Source organism: Gracilibacillus dipsosauri (assembly GCF_003176895.1).
GTDB lineage: Bacteria > Bacillota > Bacilli > Bacillales > Amphibacillaceae > Gracilibacillus > Gracilibacillus dipsosauri.
Window position 1 is genome coordinate 909,376 of record NZ_QGTD01000008.1, and the last position, 26,038, is coordinate 935,413.

Sequence of the window (26,038 nt, forward strand, 5' to 3'; positions counted from 1 at the left end):
TTTTAGATAATGTTCCGAATGGGACATTAGCAATAGTAATAAGGAGCGTGTTCCCTATCCCTCTATCTTTGGACAAGTTTTCCAGTTTTCTTTACAATAGAAAAACTTCGTACTTCGCTCGTCCTTTAGAGGATGAGTTAGCTTTTCTTGTACTTTGATTGAACTTCAAAATTTTTATGCTTTCCTAATGTATAAAAAAACCATCCCCAATGGAATGGCATTAAAATAAACGCTTTCGAAATACACTAAAACTGACCTGATCAGATCGGAAAAAATTAATCGAATACAATATAGGTTTGTCATGAAGATCGTAATGGATCTGCTTCAAAATCAATAATGGTTGATTTTTATCACTATTCAATATTTTAGAAATCTCGTCATGATAACCAATTGTTTTTATTTCTGCTTTTGCATAGCTGATCGTTATCCCTTTTTCTTCTTGTAGTGACTGAAGCATCGATTGTTGATTAAAATGAAAATCTTCCCCGACTAAGGACAAGGGAATTTTATCAATACAGTAAACAAGTGGCTCACTATCTGCTGTTCTAACTCGTTTGACCAGATATACATTCTCATCTGTACTCAGCTGTAATTCCATTTTATCCTCACTAAGCGCTTGTTTTGCTCCATGGAATAATAATTCTGTCCCAGGTTCTTTCCCTTCTCTTTTAATGAAATCTGTAATACTAAATAGCTCTTCTATCCCGCCTGAAAAAACAGGCTTTTTGTTTATAAACGTACCAATACCGTGTCTTCGTATAATGACATTTTCTTCTTCTAAAATCCTAAGTGCTTCCCTTAATGTGTTACGGGAAACATTTAACTGCTTGGCCAATTCCATTTCAGACGGTAATCGTTCTCCAGCTTCTAATTCCCCTTCATTTATTTTCGTTTTGATTTGCTCTATCACATATATGTATCGAGGCGTTTGGTAATCAAAGGCCATACGAATCCCCCCTGTTTGTTTGTACGGACGTTTGTCATATTTATATCATAGCATAAATGATAAAAAATTCTGATACTTTCTAAAATAAGCGATCAGTAGCTTGAAGTCAAATCGTTCTTATGCTTGACACACCAATACTTTTGTGATAATTATTATGTGTTAGCACTCTGACGTATGGAGTGCTAAGTTACATATAAATCGTTTAAGGGAGGAAATGAACAATGGAGAAAAAACAATTTCAAGCTGAGTCTAAACGACTTTTAGAAATGATGGTCCATTCCATTTATTCACAGAAAGAAATCTTCTTACGTGAACTAATTTCGAATGCTAGTGATGCTATTGATAAAATTTATTATAAAGCATTAACGGATGACAGTATCTCCTTTAATAAGGATGATTACTATATTCGTATCGAGCCTAATAAAGATAAGCGTACACTAACCGTTAAGGATACTGGAATAGGTATGACAAAAGAGGAATTAGAAGAAAACTTAGGTACGATTGCCAAAAGTGGTTCCTTAGCCTTCAAAAATGAAGTAGAGATGAAGGATGGTCAAGAAATTATCGGTCAATTCGGTGTCGGTTTCTACTCCTCCTTTATGGTAGCAGACAAAGTAACGGTTTATACTCGTCCTTTACATGGCGAAGAAGGCTACAAATGGGAGTCTGACGGGGAAGATGGTTACACAATTGAACCACATAACAAAGAGGATGTTGGAACAGAAATTATTATTCAATTAAAAGAAAACGCAGATGAGGAAAATTACGATGAATTTTTAGAAGAGCATCGTCTTCAATCTATTATAAAAAAATATTCAGATTTTATTCGTTATCCGATTAAGATGGATATTACTGAAAAACGTCCAAAAGAAGATAATGAAGAAGAATTAGTAGATGTGACAGAAGAACAAACGGTTAACAGCATGGTCCCGATCTGGCGAAAAAATAAACAAGAGTTAACAGATGCAGATTACGAAGCATTTTATCAAGAAAAGCACTTCGGATTTGACCAACCATTAAGCCATCTCCATATAAGTGTAGACGGCATGGTAAGATTTCAATCGATTTTATATATCCCTGAGCAGTTACCTTTTGACTACTATTCTAAAGAATTTGAAAAAGGTTTAGAGTTATACTCTAATAGCGTATTAATTATGGATAAATGTGCTGATTTATTGCCAGATTATTTTAGTTTTGTCAAAGGGATCGTCGATTCTGAAGATTTATCATTAAACATTTCTCGTGAAATTTTACAACAGGATCGTCAAGTAAAGCTAATTGCCAAAAATATTGAAAAGAAAATTAAAAATCACTTACAAAGCTTGTTAAAAAATGACCGTGAAAAGTATGAAAAGTTTTACGATGCATTTGGTCGTCAAATAAAGTTTGGTGTATACAGTGATTTTGGCGCGAACAAGGACAAGCTTAAAGATTTGTTACTATTCTATTCCTCTAGTGAGAACAAATTAGTTAGCTTGAAAGAATATGTCGAGCGTATGCCAGAGGATCAAGAGCACATTTATTATGCGACTGGAGAATCACATGAACGTATCGAAAAACTCCCTCAAACTGAAATGGTCAAAGATAAAGGCTATGAGATTTTATATTTCACAGATGAGGTAGACGAATTTGCGATTAAAATGTTGATGTCGTACGAAGAAAAAGAGTTCAAATCTGTATCTAGTGGTGATTTGAATTTAGAAGACGAGGAATCAAAAAAAGAAGCAGAAAAACAAAAAGAAGAGCATAAAGACTTACTTACAGAGATGAAAGAAATACTTGGTGATAAAGTAAAGGATGTTCGACTCTCCACCCGTTTAAAATCTCATCCTGTTTGCTTATCAGCTGAGGGTGATGTTTCAATTGAAATGGAAAAAGTATTGAAGCAAATGCCAGATAGTCAAAACGTTGAAGCGAATAAGGTTTTAGAGATTAATAACAAGCACGACATTTTTCAGGCTTTAATCCATGCACAACAAAAAGACAAAGAAAAAGTCAAGCTCTATACTAATATCTTATATAACCAAGCATTGCTTATAGAAGGTCTTCCAGTTGAGGACCCTGTTGCTCTAACTAACGATATGTGCAAAGTAATGGTTTAATTGGTTGAAAAAGGCCTCCCTACTCGAAGGGTGGCCTTTTTTATTGTAAAAAATCTCTAAAGCTTGCTACATGTACCAACATTATTTATTTTTTCTTGTATTTGTAGCTAGCCTCATGAAAATTACTATTTCGAACAACCTCACCTTTCCACATATTCACTTAATTTTATTATTTTCCATGTTTAATATTTCCCAAAAGTGAAATAGTAAAAATAAAATGTACTGTTATCAACCTATTTAAGGAGGGAGAAAATTGGCGAAGAATGTTGCACATAAATTAATAGCATCACATCTCGTATCAGGTGACATGGAAGTCGGTAAGGAAATTGGATTAAAAATAGACCAGACGTTAACACAGGATGCTACTGGAACAATGGTCATGCTGGAGCTTGAAGCTATGGGACTTGATCAAGTAAAAACTGAAGCTTCTGCTCAATATGTGGATCATAATCTAATCCAAGAGGACTACCGTAATGCAGATGATCACCTTTTCCTAAGAAGTGCCGCTCAAAAGTTCGGTGTTTATTACAGTCGACCTGGAAATGGTGTTAGTCACCCAGTTCATATGCAACGTTTAGCAAAGCCAGGTAAAACATTACTTGGTTCTGACAGCCATACCTGTGCGAATGGTTGTATGGGAATGCTAGCTATTGGTGCGGGCGGGATTGATGTGGCCATGGCAATGGCAGGTGAGGCTTACCATGTAAAAATGCCTAAAGTTATGGGAATCAAGCTCATTGGCAAGTTACCAGATTGGGTTAGTGCTAAGGATGTTATTCTAGAAATGTTACGTCGTCATAGTGTCAAAGGTGGTGTTGGTAAAATCTTAGAATATTACGGACCTGGTTTAGAAAGTCTTTCTGCAATGGATCGACATGTCATTGCTAATATGGGCGCAGAATTAGGTGCCACTTCTACTGTATTTCCATCTGATCACATTATCAAAGATTTTTTAACCCAACAAGGACGTGAAGAAGATTGGATCGAATTAAAAGCTGACTATGGAGCTACTTATGATGAAGAAGATGAAATCGACTTATCGACACTGGTACCATTAATTGCAAAACCTTCTAGTCCCGATAAGGTGGTACCTGTATCTGAAATAGCTGGAGAACCCATTTACCAATCTTATATAGGATCCTCTGCCAATCCTGGATACCGAGATTTTGCAATTGCAGCTGAAATTGTGAAGGACAAGCAAATCACTCCAGGGGTTTCACTTGATATTAATCCGACATCCAGACAATTGTTAGAGCAACTAGTGAAAGATGGCTATATTGCCCAGTTAATTGGAGCTGGAGCAAGAATGCATCAAGCAGGTTGTAATGGCTGTATTGGAATGGGACAAGCGCCTGCAACGGATCGTAATAGCTTACGAACCACTCCGCGTAACTTTCCAGGTCGATCTGGTACGAGAGAAGATAGTGTATTTTTATGCAGTCCAGAAACAGCAGCAGCCTCCGCTTTACATGGTGTGATTACGGACCCGAGAACTTTAGAAATGGACTACCCGCTTATAAAGGAGCCGACAGAGTTTCCTGATGCTGGAATGCTTGAAGCACCACCAAATTCGTATGATAAAATCTCGCTGGAGAAAGGCCCAAACATTACATCGATTCCTGACTTTGCACCGATCGAAAACAATTTCGAGGTTCCTATATTATTAAAAATGGGAGATAATATTTCCACAGACGAAATTTTGGCTGGAGGATCACGTGTTCTTCCATATCGAAGTAATATTCAAAGGATTAGTACCTTTGCTTTTGAAATTGTTGATGACACTTATTACGAAAGAGCTATGAAGGCTAGAGATGATCATGGTCATGCAATTATTGCTGGAATTAACTATGGGCAAGGCTCCAGTCGTGAGCATGCCGCACTAGCCCCAAGATATCTAGGGCTAAAAGTGGTGTTAGTAAAAGACTTTGCACGAATACATTTACAGAATTTGATTAATTTCGGGATTCTGCCACTAAGATTCGCTAATAAAGAGGATTATAAAAAAATCGAAAAAGGCTCGATCTTACAATTTCAAAATGTGCATGATTCCTTGAAAAAACTAGAAAAAATAAATGTAAGGATAAAAGACACTGATGAGATGATTGAAGTAGAGCATGATTTAACGAAAAGACATATTGAGCTTATACTTCAAGGTGGAGTGATTAATTGGATTAAATACAAAAAAGTATAAGAAGGGAATGAATATAGTTGGGGTCACAAGAAATGAGATGTAAAGCGTGTGAAGGTTCCGGGCTACTAATGGATGATGAGGAATGGCACTATACTTGTACCATTTGTAATGGTGATGGTTTTGTATCCCGTTATGAAGAAAAAGAAATGAGAGAAACCGATCCAAATAATCGCATCATTGATTAATCGCATAAGTCAGCGACATAGCTAAATAAGGAGAATAAATCCGAACAATCTTCTGATTAATCGTAGGCAAAATACGTAGCTACCTATGGGAACGGCATGAGCTAGAGCCCTGCCACGAAAAACGAGCTATTTTGACAGAAAGGTTCGGATTATTCCTTCTTTACTATTTATTTGTTCCATCCACATTCGCTATTAATGAATATTTATTTTCCTAAAGTTTCCACCCTTTACTTCCGCCACATCATATACGATTACAAAAGCACTTTCATCAATTTCCTGAATAATCTCTTTTATTTTACTTTCCTCTAATCGGTTAATAACACAAGTAATCTCTTTAAATTCTTCATTGGAATAACCGCCTTGAACTAAATTAAATGTAGCGCTACGCCCTAAGCGATCACGAATAGTTTCTACCATTAATTCTGGCTTGCTCGTAATAATTTTAAAGGTTTTAGAGCCACTAAGCCCCTCCTCTACTATATGTATCACTTTAGAGGCTATAAAATAAGCTATACCTGATAAAAAGGCTCCAGTAAGACCAAACACAAATGATACAACAACAAAAACGAATAAATTTAAAAACAGGATAAGATCACTTGTTCCAAAAGGAGATTTTCTTGAAAGCAGTACTGCTAGCATATCAATTCCGTCTAAGGCACCACCATTACGTAAGGCAAGCCCCATACCAAATCCAATAATAATACCACCAATTACAGTAACTAATAGTGTATCACCTTCAATAATGGGAGGTATGTGGTGCATCACACTTGTACTAATGGCAAGGGAAGCAATTCCAATGACAGAATATATGGCGAAGCTCCTTCCTATCTGCTTATACCCGAGAAAAACGAAGGGAATATTTAATATTGCAATTAATATACCAAGGGGTAAGCCAATTAACTGTGATCCAACAATACTGAGGCCCGTTACCCCACCATCTGATACACTGTTAGGAATTAATACAGCTTCTAATCCATAGGCAGTGATAAATGCTCCCACTATAATCAAAAATCCTCTTATCATCTTTATAATAATTCGTGTTTTTTTCGATTTTGTCTTGTTTTTCATCCTCAACATCCTCTACTCTTTTTTATCGTTCCATGATTGTTCTGCTAGATCCCTTAAATACCATATAACAAAAAAATAGTTCGATCAGGTATGAATGATTGGTCACCCTAATCGAACTACTTCCCTCATTAGTCATTTAAGAATTTGACACAAACTGCTTCAGGTGCTTTTACATCTTTTTGAAGTAAAGAGAGTTGTCCAGTTTCTTGATCTCGTTCAAACAATGTTAATGTACCTGATTCTTGATTAGAAGCAACGACGAATTTCTCCGTTGGATCTAGTACAAAGTCTCTCGGCCAATCTCCTTCTGTGCTTGTCCATTCGATAAAGGTAAGTGTATTATCTTCATTAACCTTATAACTAGCAATGGAATTATGTCCACGATTGCCAACGTAAACAAATTGTCCATCAGAGGATAGATGAATAGCACTTCCTTGACTGTTTTCCGTAAAATCTTCTGGGATCGCAGAAAGATATTGTACCTCTTCGAATTTACCTTCTTCGTAACGTAAAGCGATAACCTCATTACTTAATTCTGTCATGACATAGGCAAACTTGCCATTTGGATGAAAGGCAATATGTCGCGGACCACTTCCAGCCTTTGTTTTTAGAACATTCACTTCCTTTAATTCTCCATTTACAGGACGATAAGTCGTAATCGTATCTGTTCCTAGATCTACTACAATGACAAACTGCTCATCTGGTGTAAATCCAGCATAATGAAGGTGCGGTTTCTCCTGACGCTCATGGGGACCACTACCTTCGTGTTCCTGGGCTTTTGATGGTTGTAATGATCCGTCATCATTTGTTAAAAATGCTTCTACTTGCGTTGTATGATAATTAGCGGATACGATTAAGCTTTTGTCGCGATTAACACTAACGTGACAAGGAGCAGATCCAGGAGTTGCTTGACTGTTTAATTTTTCTAGTCTTCCATCTTCTTCATTAATTCGAAAAGCAGTAACGCCACCACTATCTCCTTCTTTAGCGACAGCATATAAATTTTGGTTATCTTCACTAACCGTGACATAGGTTGGATTATCTAACTCAGCCGCCAGTTCGACATTCTCAATTTTTTTTGCTTCATAATTTAATTCAAAACGATAGACACCTTTGCTCTCTTTTTTTGTATAAGCTCCGATGTATCCTATAGAACGATTATTCCCCATAAAAATACCTCATTTCTTTAATATGTATGGTTAACATTATAGCAGAATCGCTTCCAATGATCTAATATGAGGCTAAATGGATATAACCCGAACTTTGAAAGTCCGGGTTATTGCAGAGATAGCTAATCATCATCTGATTAGACGCCATCCAACCTCATCCATTAAAATTGGCCCATATTGGTCTGATTTTTCCCTCTACGCATTTGATAATAAGCATATGCTCCAATACCGACAGACGCTAACATTGGCAAAACAGCAAATCTTTTTCTCATGTGTATCCCTCCTATTTCAATTGGGTACACAGTTAGTTTTTCCACTTCTCCATCACTTATCCTGAGCAAAAAATGGATTATTTGAATTTATCACCAATAAACAAGAAAAACAAAATAAATAACCCTATGGTGAATGGTAATGCACCGATTAAGCTAAGACTCATTCCGTTATATCCACCAACCATTTCATTTCCTATAAGGTAGATAATAACTCCTGCAGCACAGCTCAGAAACCCCCACCAATAAGGCATTCGCTTCCAGAGGCTTATCACTACCCCAATCACAAATAAGCATAAAAATATCCATGGAAGCACAACATAAATTGCAAAACTCATCGTAGTCATCCTTTATTGTATCCGTATTCCTTAATTATTATATACCTTTTCTCGAAAAGAAAAAACCAGAAGCTTTGTTTAGGCCCCTGGCTGCATTTCATATATCCCTTGCTTTTTTATTAATTGTCTTGCACGAAATAACCTTGTTTTTACAGCAGATTGAGTGATTCCTAACACTTCTGCTATTTCGGCATCCTGAAATCCTTTAATAAATTTCATATGAAAAACTGCTTGTATCTTTTTACTCGCTTTACATAAGCATTCCGATATTTCTTCCATAGTACATTGGATATCGAGAGACTTTTCAATATGCTCCGTTGCACATAATGTAGTGTTTTCTAAAGTCGTCTCTTCATCTAAGAGAACAGATCTGGATCGTTTTTCTTTTCTTAACAAATCGATAGCTGTACGAGATATTATTGTGCGTAACCATGCACCTAATTGATCAATTTTTTCAAGCTTTATTTGGAAACGAAACACTTTAATCCATGCCTCTTGGACTGCATCCTCTGCTAATTGTCGATCGTGTAATATTTTTACAGCAGTAAAAAACATCATTTCTTGATATTTCTCAACCATTTGATCAAAACTTTTGGTCTGTAACATGATCCTGTTGTTCACATCCTTTCCATTTCATTCATTGTTCTGTTATGGAGTCTTAATTAAAATTCTCTGAGATAAATTCTAAAGTGTTCTCATATGATGATGGTACTTCCATATAGAAAAAGTTCCCCTGCTCATCCAAAATCAAATCGATCATAACTGTAGCATTGCTTATTTGCTGTACTTCTTCATAATTTAAAGCCAAATAATCTTTTCTAATCTGTTCAACGATTTGTTCTATCATTCTCGGATCAAAGATGTTTTGTGGTTCCCTATCCCTAACATGTATCGTTATTTGACTATAATCGGCTTTATCCAAAAATAACCATGGTCGGTTCATTTTCTTAAAAACTTCTTCTTCATAAATCGGAGCTAGCAATTCTTTAAACTCCGCTGTATCTGGAACACAATATTGTCGTTTCATCTTATTACCATTTTCCAAGTAATAAGTGAAGTACAATTTGGAAATATAATCTTTATGGTATTGGGTGTTTTCTTTTACTAGATCTGAGGCTATCAGTGCTTCATGTAAGTCAAGAATTGCCTCTATATCGGCTTTAGCTGTCATTATGCTCGGGTCATCTATCTCCAGATCTAAAGCATTGTGATGAAACATCATTTCATCAATAACCTCTATTCCTTCAATGGAATGTGCTTGTGGTACACGATCGACATAGCCAAACCAATCAAATACAATGGAAGCAAGTACGATCATGGAGATACTAATATAAATCAATAACCCCTTCCACTTCCCCCAAATTCTCCAGGTTTTTTGAATCAGCATTTCAGCTAACAGGTAACCTAAAAATGCACCAAATATATAACCAAAAGTGATCCAGCCGATGTAGTTTCCTGGTACAGATTCAAAGTAGGCACCACCTAATAGCATAAAACAAAATGTCACACCAAATTTGAATATCGGCTTCAGAAATGGAAACGCTAATGCTTGAGATGCTGCTTCAATCGAACGTACTCGATATAGGACTAATGCAAGAACATAACATACGATAGCGAGAATTGAGAAAATCCATAGCTCTACATCCTTTACTTCAAAATTAGACATTTCGATACTCCGTGAAATCGGTGAAAACCGGTATGCTTGATCCTGCCAATTAATACCCGGGCTGAACCCTTTAAGTAACATTCCCAGATTTCTGTACAGAAGTGTCAAAATGCCTGCTGGAAAGATGAGAAAGATATAGCTTAAGACAAGCTGCACAGCGGAAATACCTGTTATCATTCCTACCAAAACCGTAAAGGAATAGATGATACTGACCATTACAATCGAATAGATTAACCATGAACCAATATCATGAGTACTAAAAAATTCATCTACATTCATCGTTCTTTCCATCATGTACATCAATAATCCATTTAGAAGTAATGGGATAAGAAGATTTAAATACCCCATCATAAAATGCTGATGAAATAAACTGCTCCTTTTTATAGGTAGACTGTGGACAAAGTCAGCAAAGCCTCTAACTTGTAAATAACGAAAAGCAAACAATGCTGCTAGTACTGGTACGGTAATCATTAATAAAGCATGCAAGACACCATTTGTTTCAAAGATATTTTCTACTCCTTCATAATATAAAGGGTCATGCTGCAGTTCTTCACTTGTCACATTCATTAAAATCTGTAAAGGAAATAAGAAAACAAGAACAACAAAGTATGCAATGCCGATCCATCCAGTAGAACGAAAGCTTTGTTTTAATAGTTCTTTTTTAAAGTAGAATGTTCTCGATTGCATACCCCGCACCCTCCATTTCGTAGATGAAAATCTCCTCCAAAGTTAGTGGCAAAATATCAAAAACAACAGGATCGTATGTGGATACCTTTGCCTCTATCCCCTCATATTCGCCTCTTACGATACAAATATGAACACTTCCTCGCTTTTCATGATGTAATAGCTGTAGATCTTGGAATAATTCTTCTGACACATCTTGTTTAAATGCTAATTGCACTTTATGAATATCTGACTTTAAGTCATCTAAATCTTTTTCGAGAAGTAATTTACCGCGATGTAAAATTCCAACAGCGTCACATATATCCTCTACTTCCTTTAAGTTGTGAGAGGAAACCATAACCGTCATTTGTCTTTCTGCTACATCCTGGATCATCCATGATTTTATTTTTTTGCGAATTACAGGATCTAAACCATCGAATGGCTCATCTAAAATGAGGTAATCTGGCATGGCACAAAGCGCTAACCAAAAAGCTACTTGACGTTGCATCCCTTTTGAAAAACGATGGATCTTCTTGTTAGGATTTAAATCTAAGAGCTTTTGCATTTGGTTAAAACGTTCTTTATTCCATTTTGGATAGATATTTTCATAAAAGCTTGCCATTTGCTCTACGGTATAATGTGAATAAAAAAATAACGTATCAGGAATAAAGATTAGTCGTTCTTTCAATGAAATATTTTCAAAAATTGCTTTCCGTTCTATCTCGATTGCTCCACTATTTTGTTTGAAAATTCCAGCAATTGTTTTTAACAAAGTTGTTTTTCCTGCACCATTCGATCCGAGTAATCCGTAAATAGAACCTTTGTTTATCATTAGGGATACATCATTTAATACCATTTCCTTACGATATCGCTTATTCACGTTTTGTATTTGGATCATGATGCGCACCCCCAATGATTTCATTCAATATCTCTTTTAAATCTTCAACGGTTAATCCAATATATAATGCTTCCGCTATTTGTTTTTTTAATTGTTCTTTTACTTTTTTTATTTCGGCATGATTTGCTTCTGGCACCATAGAATTTACAAAACTTCCTTTCCCCTTCACAGAATAGATATATCCTTGTGCTTCAAGTTCTCGATACGCTTTTTGAATAGTGTTCGGATTAATAGATAATTGCTGAGCCAGCATACGAACTGAAGGTAGCTTTTCATCTTGCTTAAGTACATCATGGATGATTAATTGTTTAAATTTGTCTATTAACTGCTCATAGATTGGCTTTCTACTTCTTAGATCAAGTTCCAGCATTTCACCCCTACCTTTCACTGTATGGTGTGTATGAATTGTATTAACTGTATTAATATATTTAGTACAGTTATATTATAATCGAAAAAAAATTCTTTTCAAGCATTTTTACAAAAAAAATTAAAAAACGAACGATCTAATAATTATTAGAATCGTTCGTTAGCTACCGTTAGCTTTGGCGATTGTACATCATTTTTTATAGTCATATTCAGTATTATCTTTATCCTTCAGCTATATCTCGATTTTTTTCATACCATGTCTTTGCAGCTTCTACCTCTGTTCGGGATAATTGATGACCATTATTTTCCCAATGTATTTGTACAGACGCTCCATTTTGGCTAAGTATTTTTTCTAAATCCAACGACTCTTGTTCTGTACATAACGGATCATTGCGTCCAGCTGTGATAAACACCTTAGTATTAGTCAAGTCCGGGAGGCCGATTCCTCTCCTAGGCACCATAGGGTGATGAAGAATTGCTTCAGCTAGCCCATCTTGATAATGGAATAGTAAACTAGCTGCAATATTCGCTCCATTAGAATAACCAATGGCGATCACTTGCTTTCGATCAAAACCATAGTTATCTGCAGCTTCACTAAGGAATTGGTACAGCTCATCCGTTCTTAATATAAGATCCTCTTCATCAAAAATGCCTTCCGCAAGCCTTTTAAAAAATCGCGGCATGCCATTTTCTAAAACATTTCCTCTCACACTTAGCACATTAGTATCAGGATCTATTATCTCCGCTAAAGGTAATAAATCATTTTCTGTACCACCAGTTCCATGCAGCAGTAAAAAAGTTGGACCAGATAAGTGCTTACCTTCTTTAAATATATGCTTCATACAATCTTCCTTTCTTCTTAAAGTCTTGAATTCGAAATATTGATTCTTCCTCCATTTTAGAAAAGCGACAAACACTTGTCAAACAGCTTGCCTTGTCAGATAATTGATAATACAATGAAATCACGGAGATGATTGTATGACAAAAATACCAATGATGGTGTCATTATCCAATAAAAAAGTGGTCATTATCGGTGGCGGTCAAATTTCGGAAAGAAAAACATGTAGATTGGTAGAATATGGAATAAAACCCACACTAATCAGTCCTAGCATAACAGAAGGATTGCGACAAATGATTCAACACTATGATTTAAACTGGATAAAGAAAGAATGTTCTCCTTCTGATTTACCTTATTATGATGTCATCATCATTGCCACTAATTGTTCGAGTGTGAATCAGATGATTCTTGATCATAAACCTAAACACGCTTGGGTTAATGCAACGCACCACGCAAGCAAGGGGGAAATAGAATTCCCTATTGCACTTAGACGAGGAAAACTCCAAATCGCTATTTCCACCGGTGGTTCAAGTCCCATACTTGCGAAAAAAATAAAAGCACAGCTAGAGCATGATTTTCCCGAGGATTATGAAACATATATTGACTTCCTTCATCAAGCGAGATCATTACTGAAGCAAGCGAAGGTAGGTTCAAACATTAGAATAGAACTATTGGAAAAGATAGTAAATAAACCTATTTATAAAGTAGAGGGACAAAAAAATTTCTTAAACATGCTAAAAGAACAGTACCTTTTCCATAATAAAAAAAAGCACTAGTAATAAACTGCACACAATGGTTCGATAATCACTTACCATAGGTGCAGTATTTTTTTATGATTTCTTCTCCCATCGATCGATTATCTCTATTACTCGACCGCTATTTAATTGCTCTTTAGCTATCTGAATTCCATCATGTATGGTAGGGGTTATATGAAATAGGTAATAACGTAATCCTGCATTTAATAACACTTGATTATAATAATAAGTAAAATTCTCATCTTTTTCACCGGATAAAATAGAGCGGATGATCCTCGCTTGTTGCTTTGCGTTAAGCTTTTCTTTCTTATCAAAATTTTTATTCTCTAAACCAAAATCTGCTGGTTTTATAGTAAAAGAATCTAGATTTTCACGTTTCCAATGAAAAACAAAACTATTTCGATGAACGGGGACATCCTCCGATCCTTCCATCCCCTGGACGATATAAACATTTTCGTATTCTAATTGCTTAAAGACCTCATTCAACTTATGGATAGCCGTTCTATGAAAAGCTCCCAGCATAATATTTTTAGCACCAGATAAATTAACCAATTTCTCCACCGTGTTAAAAAGTGTTCGAATACCTATTTCCTCTCGAATTTTTCTAATCCTAGCAAGTGGTTGACAGTATTTCTCTGCATCCAAGAAAGTAAAATTCTCCTCATAAATCATCATTTCTACTTTATCCATATTTACCCAGCCCAATTGCTCCATAATTGCTTTTATAGAGGTTCCATATTTGGGAGGTAAGGAGTCACTCGCTGCTAAGCTAACAGGAATATTATATTCTGCTAGTAAAAGAGAGACAGGAATGGTGGCAGCGAAAGAATTTCTACCATTATAAGGACCTGCAAAATCTATGAGTTGATCTGTTATTTTCCTGTTTAAGCGAAGGCTATCAGATTTTTGACGTAATGTATGAATAAAAGCTAATAATTCTTCTGGACTTTCTGTCTTAATACGTTCTGCCACAAGGTATGCTGCTATTTGTGCATCTGTTGCCTCATTTGATAGGATACTTTGTGCTATTTTTAAACTGTCTTCATACCTTAAGTCTTTTGCCCCTTTTTTCCCACGGGCTACCTCTTTCAACCATTGCTGCAATTTTACTCCATCCCTTCCGTTACTTCTAAGACACGATCCTTTAAGATGTCTGACAATAACTCATGTTGACTTAAATATTCTGTCATCAGTAATTCCTGTTCGTCTGCTAGGGTTAATTTCTCTAGAAACTGCTTGATTTCTTTTATTAATAATCCAGTAAAAAGTAGATACGGAACAACTAGAACAGACTTTTTTTGTTTATTAATCTTTTCAGTTAATACTTTTTCAAACTTCGGGGAGCTCGCTGCTAAGAAACATTTTTCGATGAGATTATTTGGGAACTTTTCTCTTAACATTTCGACTAATGTCTCTGTATCATTCACTGCTTGTGGATCACTACTTCCTCTCCCCACGAACAGGATATCAAATTTTTCTGTTTCGTCTGTTGTTTTCTTAATATGATCTTCTACTATTGTGATCATCTTCGGCTCTATTTCAATTGGTCGACCATACCTGAATACTATTTGAGGATATTTATTTCTTTCCTCTTCGATCATTTTAGGTATATCGTGCTTTGCATGGCCTGCTGTTAATAAAAGAATAGGAACAATGGTTATTTGTGTTACACCTTTTGCCACGATTTTATGAACCGTTTCTGATAAATCTGGCTCCTGAAGCTCCAAAAAACAGGTCTCTTGGATCGGAATATCTACTTGTTGTTTGACCTTATCTATTAATTGAAAGGCCTCTTTCTTTGATTCTTCCACTCTACTTCCATGACAAATATATATAACTGCTTTCACTTTGGTCACTCCTAATATGCTTCCACTATTCTTGCATCAGTTATTTGTGGATGATGCTTCAGTTGTTTTAGCCTCTCTCCAATACGGACTACCTCTCCAACTACAATGATGGCTGGATTTTTTATGTTATGTTGTTGGACGAGCATTGCAATGGTACTTAATGTTCCAGTAACTATTCTTTGGTCTGGTGTCGTTCCTTCTTGAATAATGGCAACTGGCGTGGTGTCAGCTCTACCACCCTCTATTAAGCTCATGGTAATATAGGAAAGATGACTCATTCCCATATAGATAACGATCGTATCCACAGAATTCGCCAATTGGGACCAGTTTATCTCTTCTGGTAAACCTTTTTTGCAGTGACCAGTAACGACTGCAAAGGACCTACCAAAATCCCTGTGTGTTATCGGAATATTGGCATATGCTGGTACCGCTATACCTGAGGTTATACCTGGGACCACTTCAAAACAAATTCCATGTCTTGCTAATGCTTCTGCTTCCTCGGCTCCTCGCCCAAAAACAAACGGATCTCCGCCTTTTAATCTTACCACAGTTTTCCCTTTTTTTGCATATTTGACTAATAAATGCTGGATCGACTCTTGTTTCATAACATGCAGCTTTGGAAGCTTTCCACAGTAAATAAGTTCTGCCTCTTGCTTCGCTTCTTTTAATAATTCTCTGCTAACGAGGCGGTCATATAGAATGACATCCGCCTTCTGAATACATTTCATCGCCTTAATCGTTATAAGCTCTGGATCACCAGGACCTGCTCCAACTATATACACTTTTGTCATTTTTAATACCTCCTATTGAAAAAGTGAAGGAAAGTGCCGATAATTCTACACTTTCCTTCCGATTTAGCTATTTATTACTCGAGCAGGAACAAGTACATATACTTGATCGTGTTCTTTTAAAATTTCATATGTTTGTACACAGCCTTCATCTGGTGCCTCTACAAGACCACTTTTCATATTAATCTTCCAGTCATGTAATGGACAAAATACATGCTCCCCACTTACCATACCTTCTGCTAAAACGCCACCTTTATGTGGACAGCGGTTTTCTATTGCACGAACTTCGCCATTTGCAAGCTTAAATATAGCAAGCTCTTTATCTTCTAAAATGACCGTTTTACCGATACGTTCTGGTAGCTCATGATAATTACCTACGAAAACTTTTCGATTTGTTTGTTCCATCCTCATTCCTCCATCCATTATTTCGCTACCACTTTTTCATATAGATCTTTTAATATCGTTTCATTTTCCAAAACTTGATTCCAAGGCTCTTGATATACATTCAGTGCTTCTTCCATTCTTTCATTTAGGGTTTTACGACTCTCTTCATCCATCACTACCTCTTTTATATGTTCTAAACCAACACGCTCCACATAATGTGACGTTCTTTCTAAATACCTCGCATTTTCACGATAATACTGTAAAAAGGCAGCCGTATACTCCAACACCTCATCCTCTGTCTTTACTTTAACAAGCAGCTCTGCCTTTCGTAAGTCAGTCCCACCATTTCCACCTACATAGATCTCCCAAATACCATCTAAACCTACAACCCCAACATCCTTAATCCCACTTTCCGCACAATTTCGTGGGCAAGCAGAGACACCCATTTTTACTTTGTGTGGTGTATTCAATCCTTCAAATTTTTTCTCTAATTGGATTCCCATCCCTGTAGAATCTTGTGTCCCAAAACGGCAAAATTCTGATCCAACACATGTTTTAACTGTTCGTATCGATTTTCCATAGGCATATCCTGATGGCATTCCTAAATCATCCCAAACATGTGGTAAATCTTCTTTTTTAACACCGAGTAAATCAATACGTTGTCCACCTGTTAATTTAATCATGCCAACATCATACTTTTCTGCCACATCTGCAATTTTCCTTAAATCTGCTGCATTCGTTACCCCACCATACATTCTTGGCACAACCGAATATGTTCCATCCTTCTGAATATTCGCATGCAGTCTTTCATTAACAAAGCGAGACTCCCGCTCATCCTCATATTCTTTTGGATGAATCATCCCTAAATAATAATTTAAGGCTGGTTTACATTTAGAACAGCCTTCCTCTGACTTCCATCCTAATACGTTCATTACTTCACGAGTATGTGTTAAATTTTTTTGTTTAATCTCTGCAATAACTTCATCTCTTGTCAGATCCGTACATGCACAAATGGTTTCCTTCTCCTCTGATTGATAATCGTCACCTAAAGTATAGGTTAATAAGTCAGCTACAAGTGACTTACATGTACCACACGAACGAGATGCATTGGTACATCCCTTTACTTCTTCCACTGTTTTTAACCCTTGATTTTTAATAGCATTTACAATGGTTCCCTTAGATACCCCATTACATCCACAGATAACCTCCTCGTCACTCATTGAAGCAACAACACTTTCATCCTTATCCTGAGTTTGAGTGCTCTCAAGATATTCATTTACCATCGCTTTCTTTTTGATCAGGCTTAATAATTTTGTTCCTTCTTTCGTATCACCAAAAAGAACGGCACCAACTAACTTATCCTGTTGTATCAGAATTTTCTTATAAGTATTTCTCCATTCATCGAATAGCTTTATTGTTTTTGTTTGCTCTGTTTCATTGATAATTCCAGTTGAAAAAACATTCACACCGGAAACTTTTAATTGAGTGGATAGTACGGACCCTTTATAACCTTGATGGTTCATGCCACATATATGTTTTGCTAAAGCTTGACCTTGTTCATATAAAGGAGCAACTAATCCATAAACCATCTCATTATGTTCGGCACATTCCCCGACTGCATAAATGTTTGGAACATTTGTTTGCATATGGTCATTGACAATGATTCCTTTATTTACTTGAATTCCTGATTCCATTGCTAATTGCACATTTGGTTTAATCCCTACTGCCATTACGACAAGATCAGCCATTATTTTATTTCCGTCCTTAAATTGTAGACCTGTCACTCTTTTCTTCCCTAAAATTTTTGTTGTCTGCTTTTCTAGTAAGAAATTCATTCCTTGTTTTTCTAATTCTTCTTGTAAAAGCTTACCAGCTGTACGGTCTAATTGGCGCTCCATTAAATAATCCGCGATATGAATGACATCTACTTCCATCCCTAAATTCAACAATCCACGAGCTGCTTCTAGGCCTAATAACCCACCCCCGATAACAGCAGCACGTTTGTACTGACGAGAGGCCGTGATCATTTCCTCACAGTCTTGTATGTCTCGAAATGCGGTAACCCCTTCCTTTTCGATCCCAGGCAGTGGCAGCATAAATGGATTAGAACCTGTTGCGATAATTAATTGATCATAAGGGGTTTGTTTACCTTTATCGGTATAAATAATTTGATTAGCTTTATCAATGCTCGTAACTGTTTCTCCGGGGTATAAACGAATATTGTGATCTTCATACCATTGCCATTCATTTAATGTAATGTCACTAAGCTCTGTATCTCCTTGCAATACTTTAGATAATTGAATTCGATTATAGTTTGGATAAGGTTCCTTTCCAAAGACGGTGATATCGAATTGATCTGGTAACAATTTCAGAATTTCTTCAATAGTGCGAACTCCTGCCATACCGTTACCTATTAAAACAAGCTTTTTCTTCTCCATTGTCTGTCCCCCAATTTCGTTTTAACTTGTGTTTAGATTAACGCGATACTAAGAGGGTTTCCATTTAATTGTTAACTTTTCTAACATTCTTTTTCCTTTTTAGACAACAGAATTTTTCTGTAATATATCCTGACAACCTTTAAGACAAAGACAGTAAAACAATGATAGTCTTCCCTTCAAAGGATTCGATAAATTTAAGGAGGGAACCTGATGAACAAGATGAAGCTAGTTCTCATCGGGAATGGTATGGCCGGAATAAAGTGTATGGAATACCTTATCCAAGAGAACCCAGACCTTTACGACATCACGGTCTTCGGTTCAGAACCGTATACTAATTACAGTCGAATTCAACTTTCCTCAGTGCTACAAGGAAAAACTTCATTTGAAGAAATTACTTTGCATTCATGGGAATGGTACGAAAAACACGACATACTGCTTTATCCTAATGAAACGGTGATACTAATCGACCCAGAACAAAAAGAAGTAATCACCAATAAAAAGCGTTCCGTGCATTTTGATAAGTTAATTATAGCGACAGGCTCTAGTCCCTTTATGCTTCCCATACCAGGTACGGATAAAGATGGTGTCGTAGCTTTTCGAACGATCGAAGATTGTAAAAAGATATTAAAAATAGCAAAAAACAGTAACAAGGCAGCAGTTGTTGGTGGAGGTATTTTAGGTCTTGAAGCGGCACAAGGATTGCTGAATCTAGGAATGAAGGTTGATGTTATTCATTTAGCTGACCGTATTATGAATCAGCAATTGGACAATAAAGCGGCGGAATTAGTGCACAATGCCTTAGTTAAACAAGGCTTAAATATATTGCTTCAGAAAGAAACAGCAGAAATATATGGGGATAAGCGAGTAGAAGGAATTCGATTTAAAGACAACACGGAAATAAAAACAGATCTCATCGTCATGGCGGTAGGAGTGAAGCCGAATGTAGCATTAGCAAAAAAAGCTGGAATAAAAACAAATAGAGGGATTGTTATTAATGATTTCATGGAAACGAATATAGAAGATATCTATGCACTTGGGGAATGTGCGGAACATAATGGAACAGTATACGGACTTGTAAAACCTTTATACGAACAGGCTCAAATTTTAGCAAAACACTTATGTCAGTGTAAGACACTCCCCTATCAGGGATCTACACTATCGACACGATTAAAAGCTTCTGGTATTGAGCTTTTCTCCGCAGGACAAACAACCGAGAACGAAGATGTCAAAGCAATAACAGCTCACGATGAGATTAATCAAACCTATAAAAAAATGTTCTTCAGAAAGGATAAGTTAATTGGTACCGTCTTATTTGGGGACATTTCAACAGGACCTAAGCTGCTAGACCAAATAAAAAAGAAAAAGTTTATTCCAGATCCGGAAAAGCAAACCTTGATGATGCCCGTAAAAATAAACGAATCTTATGCAGCGCAATTAGCAAAAGACGAACAAGTTTGTACTTGTAATCATGTCACAAAGGCACAAATCATCGAACAAGTAGTTACACACAATCTCCAAACAATCGAACAAGTAAAAAAATGTACAAAAGCTTCTAGCTCTTGTGGTGGATGTAAGTCAACTGTCGATGAATTAATCCGCTATATACACAGTGATTACTTTGATAACACAATAGAATCTAATCACTTCTGCTCATGTACAACACTCACCGAAGAACAAGTGGTAGAAGCTATCATAGCCAACAGCTTAACAAGTGTTGTTCAGATCAGGCAAGTACTAGGTTGGTCTCAGGCCAAAGGCTGTTCTTATTGTCAGGAGGCGTTAGCATATTACCTTGAAATGATAGATGTAGAGACAGCTCCTAGTGAGGATCTATTTTATATAAAAAAAGGATGGAGTGCTATCAAGCAAAAAAATGGGACCTATTCGATCTCTCCACAGCTTTATGGGGGAATGGTGGAAGCAAGACAGTTAAAAAGAATTAGTGAAATCGCATTAAAATATGCGTTACCATCACTTGAAATAAACGAACATCAACGTATTGTCTTACATCAAATTCCAGTCGAGAAGTTAGACGACATTTGTGAGGAATTGCAGATGAAATTATATCCCTACACTGATCGTATGTTAAGTAATGTGCAAATAAGTCATGATCTTTTATGTGATTGCCAGAAAAAGAGTTTGACACAGCTAGCGATAGAAGTGGAAAAACAGACGGAATATTTAAGGATGCCGACTTCCTTATCGATTAGAGTCTGTTGCTGCCAAAAGGATAGATACACTACAGATATTCATATCATTCTTTCGAAGGACGGCTGGGAGTTAAAAATAAATGATCGGAAAACAATGAACCATACTATTGTAAATGTAAGCAAAACAACAAAGGAAGTAAGAAAAATGCTGCTTGCCCTCCTTCAATATTATAGGCAATCCGCTAAATTTAATGAACCTATCTCTACATGGATCAACAGAATGGGCATCATACATGTTCGAGAGATTTTATTTAACAAGGAATTACAAAACCTTTTACTCGCCACATTAGTCGAAGAACAAAGGAAACGGACAGAGGCAATGATTAAGCAAACACAACCGTAAACTATTAAAGGAGTTTATCATAATGACAGATCTCATGTTAAGATATTTTAGAGAAAAGCAACAAAAGGTCCAATCAGAAAAAGTTTATGAAACACAATGTCCTTTTTGTAGTATGCAATGTAAAATGCAATTAATCGAACAAAAGATTATTTCTAGGAAGCAATATAAAACAATAGGTCAGGATAATCCAACCTCTGAAGGAAGGTTATGTGTAAAAGGATTAAATGCGCACCAACACGCATTAAATCAAGAAAGAATTACAAAACCATTATTAAAAATAAATGGTCAATTTGTGCCTGTATCGTGGCAAGTAGCTTTAGACACGATTCAAGAACGCTTCACATCTATCCAAAAAAAAGATGGAAAGAATGCTCTCTCTGTTTATGGGAGTGCCTCTATAACCAATGAAGAAGCATATTTACTTGGAAAGTTCGCACGTGTTGCCCTTGGCACAAAGTATATTGATTATAATGGTAGACTTTGTATGTCCTCTGCAGCAACAGCAGCCAATCAAACATTTGGACTGGATCGTGGCTTTACCAATAGCCTTACAGAAGTTCCAAATACTCGTGTCATTATTTTAGCTGGTACGAATATAGCCGAATGTCAACCTACTATTATGCCTTATTTTCAACAGGCGAAGGAAAATGGCGCCTATATCATCGCGATTGATCCGAGAGAAACAAAGACCACTCAGCTCGCTGATCTACATCTTAAGATTAAACCTGGTTCTGATATTGCTCTAGCGAATGGGATTTTAAAAATGATAATAGAGGCTAATTTTATCGACCATACCTTTGTATCAGAACGGACCCATCATTATAAAGAGGTAAAGGATTATGTAACATCCATTACTATGAAGGAGATTGTCACAGATACAGGAATTACAGAAAAAGAAATACGCCAAGTAGCTCATATCTTTGGTTCAGAGCCATCAGGAATGATTTTCACTGCACGTGGAATTGAGCAACAGATAAATGGCACCGAAACCGTTCGTGCATTTCTTAACCTTTTACTTGCTACAGGGAAAATTGGCAAACGATATTCTGGATATGCTGCAATCACTGGACAAGGAAATGGGCAAGGGGCAAGAGAGCATGGGCAAAAGGCAGATCAATTACCTGGATATCGGTCTATTGAAAATATCGAGCATCGAAGATACATCGCCAAGGTTTGGGGAATCGATGAAAAAGACCTACCGAAAAAAGGTGTATCGGCATTTGAAATGTTTGAAAAGGTGGATCAAAAAGAAATTACAAGTATGCTTATTATGTGTTCAAATCCAATCGTCTCCAGCCCAAATGCTAATTTTGTTAGAAAAGCTTTAATGAAATTAAAGTTTTTAATGGTGGTTGACCTTTATTTATCAGAAACAGCTCAACTAGCTGACCTCGTCCTACCTTCTACTTCTTATTTAGAGGATGAAGGAACTTTAACAAATGTAGAAGGGCGTGTGCTCTTGCGTGAGGCAAGCTTTCCTATCCAAGGAGAGGCAAAGCATGATTGGCAAATACTTTGTGAAATTGCTAACAAATTAGGTAAGAAGAAACATTTCTCTTACCAATCTTCAGAAGAGATTTTTGATGAGCTTCGATTGGCTTCTAAAGGAGGAAAAGCTGACTACTCAGGGATGACCTATAAACGTTTACGCAAAGAAAAGGGTATCCTTTGGCCTTGTAGAGGAGAAAATGACCCAGGAACGGTTCGACTATTCGAAGACGAATTTGCACATGATGATGGTAAAGCCCAGATGGCTTTAGTCAAACACGACTCTCTCAAACAAAAACCAACCTTAACCGATGATTACCCGTTGTTTTTAACAACTGGACGCGTGATGTCTCATTATTTAACTGGTGTACAAACAAGAAACAGTTCCGCTCTTGCTGCAATTAACTTTGAAGCATATCTTGAAATTCATCCGCAAACCGCCAAGATTTATGGTATAAAGGATAAGGAATTGGTGAGGGTCTCCTCAGAAAAAGGTTGGATTATCGTTAGGAGTCAATTTTCTTCAGCTATTCGAAAAGATACTGTTTTTGTACCTTTTCATTGGACCGAAAATCAAAACGTGAATCGCCTGGTCGATGATCAACTAGACCCCTTTTCTAAAATGCCTGGATTCAAATTAGGTGTCGTACGAATCCAGCCGTTATAAAGTTAGACTTCGATCAGAAAGCCTTCCCTCTAGTGTTAATACCAGAGCCCTCCACTTCTTAGCTTCTAAAATGGAGGGATGATCAACCCTTAACATACTTTTACAAAGGAAAAAAAGTCTTCCACCATAATAAAAGACTTAATGTAACAGCTATAAACACAAGAATGCTCTTAATTGCATATGGAATGCGATTAGGAATAAAGTGTAAAGCAAGAGTCGCAATAAGACCAGCTAGTAACATATAAATTAGTGCATAGATGAACAAACCTAAAAAGTTATCAACAGGGAATGCCATTGAATTACGAATTAACTGCAACCTTTCCACCTACTTGTATCTTAGTGTATTTTCTCATTATTATTATCATACAATATTTTTCTTGATTTAGAAGATTTTTTAGTTAGTGTCATGATGTTGAACCAGCATGACAAAAACCCCTTTCCATTGAAAAGGGTTAGAAAAACTCGCATTCACTCCTCTTTTGGTAGATGCGTTAGCTTTTCTTATACTTAGGACCTCAAAATTTTCGCTTCGTCGCTTTACTCCCTGCAAACAATGTTCACTTTCCTAACGTATAAAAAAAGAAATTACTGCAATTCCTTTATGAGTGCATCTGGTTTTTCTCCTTTTAATCCTTGGAGCATATTTTTAGCCGCAAACCACTTCATTTGATTCCGTGTTTCCATTGTGGCAGATGCGGTATGTGGTAATGTCACGACATTTTTCATCTGTAATAATGGATTGTTTGGGTCCGTTGGTTCCTGTTCGAAAACGTCTAAACCTGCACCAGCTATTTCATTTTGCCTTAATGCTTCCACTAATGCCTTTTCATCGACAACAGGACCACGCCCTGCATTAATAAAGAAAGCCGTTTTCTTCATTTTGTGGAAACAGTCAGCTCCGATGAGGTGATAGGTTTCCTTCGTTAGTGGAGTCAATAGTAAAATAAAGTCTGAGCTCTCTAATAGTGCATCCATTTCTTCATAACGAATATTTAAATCCTTTTCAACATTCTGTTTTCGATGGCGATTAAAATAGGCTACCTCCATCTCAAATCCAAGCCTAGCTCTTCTTGCTACCTTTTCACCAATTCTCCCCATTCCAATAATTCCTAATTTCTTGTGGTGAACATCTGTTCCGAACAAGGTTTTATCAAGAGAAAATTTCCATTTTCCTTGCTTTACATATTGATCTAATTCAGTTATTCGCCGGGATGTTGCCATAATTAAACCGAAAATTAAATCTGCTACAGTCTCATCTAATACATAAGGTGTATGAGTTGCTAATAATTTGGCATTTTTAATTGCTTCCACATCAAAATTGTCATAGCCAACAGAGACATTACTTACCACCTCTAATTTCGGAGAGGCCTCTATTAATGCCTGATCAATTTGATCCTTCCCAGTAATTAGCCCATGTATATTAACTGCTTTTTTGAGTAAGAGTTCCCTCGGCATTTGGTCTGGTTTTCCCCAATATTCAACCTCTACTTCCTGCTCTAAAAATTGGATAATGGAACTTGGAAACTGTTCCGTTACGAGCACTCTTTTTTTCATTTAAGACACTTCCTCTTTCAGATTCTATTATATATGACTATTTATCCGATCTAATCTTCATAATAATACCGGCTGTTTCTTCTATAGATTTATCAGATACATTAATGATCGGGCAATCTAGCCTTTGCATTAATTGATCTGCTGTTCTTAATTCTTTTTTTATTTGATCCATAGAAGCATATTTGGATTGTGGTGGTAATCCTAATGTTTTTAATCGCTCTGTTCTAATTTTTAACAGGTGCCCAGGATCAATCGTTAGCCCGATAACCATACGATTAGCTGGAAGAAATAATTCTTCAGGTGCCTCCATATCTGGTAAAATGGGTAAATTAGCTGTTTTAATTCCTTTATGGGCAAGGAAGATACTTAATGGGGTTTTCGACGTTCGTGAAACCCCAATAAGAACGACATCTGCTAATAATAATCCCTTTACATCTTTACCATCATCATACTTTACTGCAAACTCTACTGCTTCAATACGTTTGAAATATTCATCATCCAATACCTGTCTTTGTCCTGGATCTGGTTTAGGTGCATCATTAAACGTATCAATATATGCTTGCATCATTGGTCCCATAACGTCTACTGCTCTTATATCCATTCGAATAGCTTCCTGTTGCATTTTTGCTCGTAATTCAGGCTGTACAAGCGTATATGCAATAAAGCTATGATTCTCTCTTACTTCGCCCACTATTTGCTCTATTTCGTCCTCTGACTGTATATGACTATACCTTTTTATAGCTACTTCTTTACTCGTAAACTGCCTAATTGTCGCCCGAACAACCGCTTCTGCAGTTTCCCCTACTGCATCTGAACAAACATAGATAGATGAATCACTGTGTACCATTTCTAAGCTCCCCTTTGT

The 26,038-nt window shown here is 36.6% G+C and carries 23 protein-coding genes; 6 read left to right on the top strand and 17 right to left on the bottom strand.

What is annotated here, in order from left to right:
- Positions 1-220: 220 nt before the first annotated feature.
- On the bottom strand, positions 221-946 hold the full coding sequence (locus DLJ74_RS11590; RefSeq protein ID WP_109984551.1) for a GntR family transcriptional regulator: 726 nt from the start codon (positions 944-946) through the stop codon (positions 221-223).
- Positions 947-1,167: 221 nt separating this feature from the next.
- Here DLJ74_RS11590 and htpG point away from each other — a divergent pair, with 221 nt between their 5' ends.
- From htpG to DLJ74_RS20460, 3 genes are all read left to right on the top strand, one after another.
- Positions 1,168-3,048: a molecular chaperone HtpG gene (gene htpG / locus DLJ74_RS11595; protein WP_109984552.1), complete on the top strand. Its 1,881-nt coding sequence runs from the start codon at positions 1,168-1,170 to the stop codon at positions 3,046-3,048.
- 253 nt (positions 3,049-3,301) lie between these two features.
- The gene (locus DLJ74_RS11600; RefSeq protein WP_109984553.1) at positions 3,302-5,239 is read left to right on the top strand and encodes an aconitate hydratase; all 1,938 of its coding nucleotides are present in this window, start codon (positions 3,302-3,304) and stop codon (positions 5,237-5,239) included.
- 32 nt (positions 5,240-5,271) lie between these two features.
- Complete coding sequence (locus tag DLJ74_RS20460) at positions 5,272-5,424, top strand: DnaJ-like cysteine-rich domain-containing protein (protein ID WP_181397538.1); 153 nt, start codon at positions 5,272-5,274, stop codon at positions 5,422-5,424.
- A gap of 192 nt (positions 5,425-5,616) precedes the next feature.
- Here DLJ74_RS20460 and DLJ74_RS11605 read toward each other — a convergent pair whose 3' ends face one another.
- From DLJ74_RS11605 to DLJ74_RS11640, 8 genes are all read right to left on the bottom strand, one after another.
- On the bottom strand, positions 5,617-6,492 hold the full coding sequence (locus DLJ74_RS11605) for a YitT family protein (protein ID WP_109984554.1): 876 nt from the start codon (positions 6,490-6,492) through the stop codon (positions 5,617-5,619).
- A gap of 128 nt (positions 6,493-6,620) precedes the next feature.
- Complete coding sequence (locus DLJ74_RS11610) at positions 6,621-7,661, bottom strand: lactonase family protein (protein WP_054859604.1); 1,041 nt, start codon at positions 7,659-7,661, stop codon at positions 6,621-6,623.
- 349 nt (positions 7,662-8,010) lie between these two features.
- A complete protein-coding gene (locus tag DLJ74_RS11615) occupies positions 8,011-8,268 on the bottom strand; it encodes a hypothetical protein (RefSeq protein WP_054787471.1) in 258 nt (85 codons plus the stop codon).
- 78 nt (positions 8,269-8,346) lie between these two features.
- Positions 8,347-8,874 (bottom strand): RNA polymerase sigma factor, encoded by a 528-nt coding sequence (locus tag DLJ74_RS11620; RefSeq protein ID WP_054859605.1) that lies wholly within the window; start codon positions 8,872-8,874, stop codon positions 8,347-8,349.
- 52 nt (positions 8,875-8,926) lie between these two features.
- Entirely contained in the window at positions 8,927-10,621 is a 1,695-nt protein-coding gene (locus DLJ74_RS11625) for a DUF6449 domain-containing protein (protein ID WP_109984555.1), read from the bottom strand.
- On the bottom strand, positions 10,596-11,495 hold the full coding sequence (locus tag DLJ74_RS11630) for an ABC transporter ATP-binding protein (protein ID WP_109984556.1): 900 nt from the start codon (positions 11,493-11,495) through the stop codon (positions 10,596-10,598). The genes DLJ74_RS11625 and DLJ74_RS11630 overlap by 26 nt, the downstream gene beginning before the upstream one ends.
- The gene (locus DLJ74_RS11635) at positions 11,470-11,865 is read right to left on the bottom strand and encodes a GntR family transcriptional regulator (RefSeq protein ID WP_109984557.1); all 396 of its coding nucleotides are present in this window, start codon (positions 11,863-11,865) and stop codon (positions 11,470-11,472) included. Before DLJ74_RS11635 ends, DLJ74_RS11630 begins: the two co-directional genes overlap by 26 nt.
- 217 nt (positions 11,866-12,082) lie before the next feature.
- Complete coding sequence (locus tag DLJ74_RS11640) at positions 12,083-12,703, bottom strand: alpha/beta hydrolase (RefSeq protein ID WP_054859609.1); 621 nt, start codon at positions 12,701-12,703, stop codon at positions 12,083-12,085.
- A gap of 136 nt (positions 12,704-12,839) precedes the next feature.
- Between DLJ74_RS11640 and DLJ74_RS11645 the strand changes: the two genes are divergently transcribed.
- The gene (locus DLJ74_RS11645) at positions 12,840-13,475 is read left to right on the top strand and encodes an NAD(P)-dependent oxidoreductase (RefSeq protein WP_109984558.1); all 636 of its coding nucleotides are present in this window, start codon (positions 12,840-12,842) and stop codon (positions 13,473-13,475) included.
- A gap of 54 nt (positions 13,476-13,529) precedes the next feature.
- Here DLJ74_RS11645 and DLJ74_RS11650 read toward each other — a convergent pair whose 3' ends face one another.
- The 5 genes from DLJ74_RS11650 to nirB (DLJ74_RS11670) all read right to left on the bottom strand — a co-directional run bounded on the left by DLJ74_RS11650 (position 13,530) and on the right by nirB (DLJ74_RS11670) (position 18,911).
- Positions 13,530-14,558: an anthranilate phosphoribosyltransferase gene (locus DLJ74_RS11650; protein WP_109984559.1), complete on the bottom strand. Its 1,029-nt coding sequence runs from the start codon at positions 14,556-14,558 to the stop codon at positions 13,530-13,532.
- A 2-nt stretch (positions 14,559-14,560) separates the two neighbouring features.
- Entirely contained in the window at positions 14,561-15,301 is a 741-nt protein-coding gene (locus DLJ74_RS11655) for a sirohydrochlorin chelatase (RefSeq protein ID WP_109984560.1), read from the bottom strand.
- Between the two features lie 11 nt (positions 15,302-15,312).
- Positions 15,313-16,092 (bottom strand): uroporphyrinogen-III C-methyltransferase, encoded by a 780-nt coding sequence (gene cobA, locus DLJ74_RS11660; protein ID WP_109984561.1) that lies wholly within the window; start codon positions 16,090-16,092, stop codon positions 15,313-15,315.
- 63 nt (positions 16,093-16,155) lie between these two features.
- Positions 16,156-16,494 carry a nitrite reductase small subunit NirD gene (nirD, locus tag DLJ74_RS11665; RefSeq protein ID WP_054787551.1) on the bottom strand — a complete coding sequence of 113 codons (339 nt, stop codon included), beginning with the start codon at positions 16,492-16,494 and terminating at the stop codon, positions 16,156-16,158.
- Positions 16,495-16,511: 17 nt separating this feature from the next.
- Positions 16,512-18,911, bottom strand: coding sequence for a nitrite reductase large subunit NirB (gene nirB / locus DLJ74_RS11670; protein ID WP_109984562.1), 2,400 nt, complete (start codon positions 18,909-18,911; stop codon positions 16,512-16,514).
- A gap of 210 nt (positions 18,912-19,121) precedes the next feature.
- On the opposite strand from nirB (DLJ74_RS11670), the gene nirB (DLJ74_RS11675) reads away from it, so the two are divergent.
- Both nirB (DLJ74_RS11675) and nasC read left to right on the top strand, forming a co-directional pair.
- Positions 19,122-21,464, top strand: a complete 2,343-nt coding sequence (gene nirB / locus DLJ74_RS11675) for a nitrite reductase large subunit NirB (protein ID WP_109984563.1) — start codon at positions 19,122-19,124, stop codon at positions 21,462-21,464.
- Between the two features lie 22 nt (positions 21,465-21,486).
- Complete coding sequence (gene nasC / locus DLJ74_RS11680; protein WP_109984564.1) at positions 21,487-23,619, top strand: assimilatory nitrate reductase catalytic subunit NasC; 2,133 nt, start codon at positions 21,487-21,489, stop codon at positions 23,617-23,619.
- 100 nt (positions 23,620-23,719) lie between these two features.
- On the opposite strand, the gene DLJ74_RS11685 is transcribed toward nasC, so the two are convergent.
- The 3 genes from DLJ74_RS11685 to DLJ74_RS11695 all read right to left on the bottom strand — a co-directional run bounded on the left by DLJ74_RS11685 (position 23,720) and on the right by DLJ74_RS11695 (position 26,020).
- Positions 23,720-23,935 carry a hypothetical protein gene (locus tag DLJ74_RS11685; protein WP_109984565.1) on the bottom strand — a complete coding sequence of 72 codons (216 nt, stop codon included), beginning with the start codon at positions 23,933-23,935 and terminating at the stop codon, positions 23,720-23,722.
- A 269-nt stretch (positions 23,936-24,204) separates the two neighbouring features.
- Complete coding sequence (locus DLJ74_RS11690; RefSeq protein WP_109984566.1) at positions 24,205-25,173, bottom strand: 2-hydroxyacid dehydrogenase; 969 nt, start codon at positions 25,171-25,173, stop codon at positions 24,205-24,207.
- A 37-nt stretch (positions 25,174-25,210) separates the two neighbouring features.
- Positions 25,211-26,020, bottom strand: coding sequence for a pyruvate, water dikinase regulatory protein (locus DLJ74_RS11695; protein ID WP_109984567.1), 810 nt, complete (start codon positions 26,018-26,020; stop codon positions 25,211-25,213).
- Positions 26,021-26,038 lie beyond the last annotated feature (18 nt).

Bases quoted from the DNA above. Each gene is read 5' to 3' on its own strand.
- DLJ74_RS11630 (WP_109984556.1), bottom strand. From the start codon at position 11,495: ATGATCCAAATACAAAACGTGAATAAGCGATATCGTAAGGAAATGGTA.
- nirD (WP_054787551.1), bottom strand. From the start codon at position 16,494: ATGGAACAAACAAATCGAAAAGTTTTCGTAGGTAATTATCATGAGCTA.
- DLJ74_RS11610 (WP_054859604.1), bottom strand. From the start codon at position 7,661: ATGGGGAATAATCGTTCTATAGGATACATCGGAGCTTATACAAAAAAA.
- DLJ74_RS11690 (WP_109984566.1), bottom strand. From the start codon at position 25,173: ATGAAAAAAAGAGTGCTCGTAACGGAACAGTTTCCAAGTTCCATTATC.
- nirB (WP_109984563.1), top strand. From the start codon at position 19,122: ATGAACAAGATGAAGCTAGTTCTCATCGGGAATGGTATGGCCGGAATA.
- DLJ74_RS11620 (WP_054859605.1), bottom strand. From the start codon at position 8,874: ATGTTACAGACCAAAAGTTTTGATCAAATGGTTGAGAAATATCAAGAA.
- DLJ74_RS11640 (WP_054859609.1), bottom strand. From the start codon at position 12,703: ATGAAGCATATATTTAAAGAAGGTAAGCACTTATCTGGTCCAACTTTT.
- DLJ74_RS11605 (WP_109984554.1), bottom strand. From the start codon at position 6,492: ATGAAAAACAAGACAAAATCGAAAAAAACACGAATTATTATAAAGATG.
- nasC (WP_109984564.1), top strand. From the start codon at position 21,487: ATGACAGATCTCATGTTAAGATATTTTAGAGAAAAGCAACAAAAGGTC.
- DLJ74_RS11590 (WP_109984551.1), bottom strand. From the start codon at position 946: ATGGCCTTTGATTACCAAACGCCTCGATACATATATGTGATAGAGCAA.
- nirB (WP_109984562.1), bottom strand. From the start codon at position 18,911: ATGGAGAAGAAAAAGCTTGTTTTAATAGGTAACGGTATGGCAGGAGTT.
- DLJ74_RS11625 (WP_109984555.1), bottom strand. From the start codon at position 10,621: ATGCAATCGAGAACATTCTACTTTAAAAAAGAACTATTAAAACAAAGC.
- cobA (WP_109984561.1), bottom strand. From the start codon at position 16,092: ATGACAAAAGTGTATATAGTTGGAGCAGGTCCTGGTGATCCAGAGCTT.
- DLJ74_RS11615 (WP_054787471.1), bottom strand. From the start codon at position 8,268: ATGAGTTTTGCAATTTATGTTGTGCTTCCATGGATATTTTTATGCTTA.
- DLJ74_RS11645 (WP_109984558.1), top strand. From the start codon at position 12,840: ATGACAAAAATACCAATGATGGTGTCATTATCCAATAAAAAAGTGGTC.
- DLJ74_RS20460 (WP_181397538.1), top strand. From the start codon at position 5,272: ATGAGATGTAAAGCGTGTGAAGGTTCCGGGCTACTAATGGATGATGAG.
- DLJ74_RS11635 (WP_109984557.1), bottom strand. From the start codon at position 11,865: ATGCTGGAACTTGATCTAAGAAGTAGAAAGCCAATCTATGAGCAGTTA.
- DLJ74_RS11695 (WP_109984567.1), bottom strand. From the start codon at position 26,020: ATGGTACACAGTGATTCATCTATCTATGTTTGTTCAGATGCAGTAGGG.
- htpG (WP_109984552.1), top strand. From the start codon at position 1,168: ATGGAGAAAAAACAATTTCAAGCTGAGTCTAAACGACTTTTAGAAATG.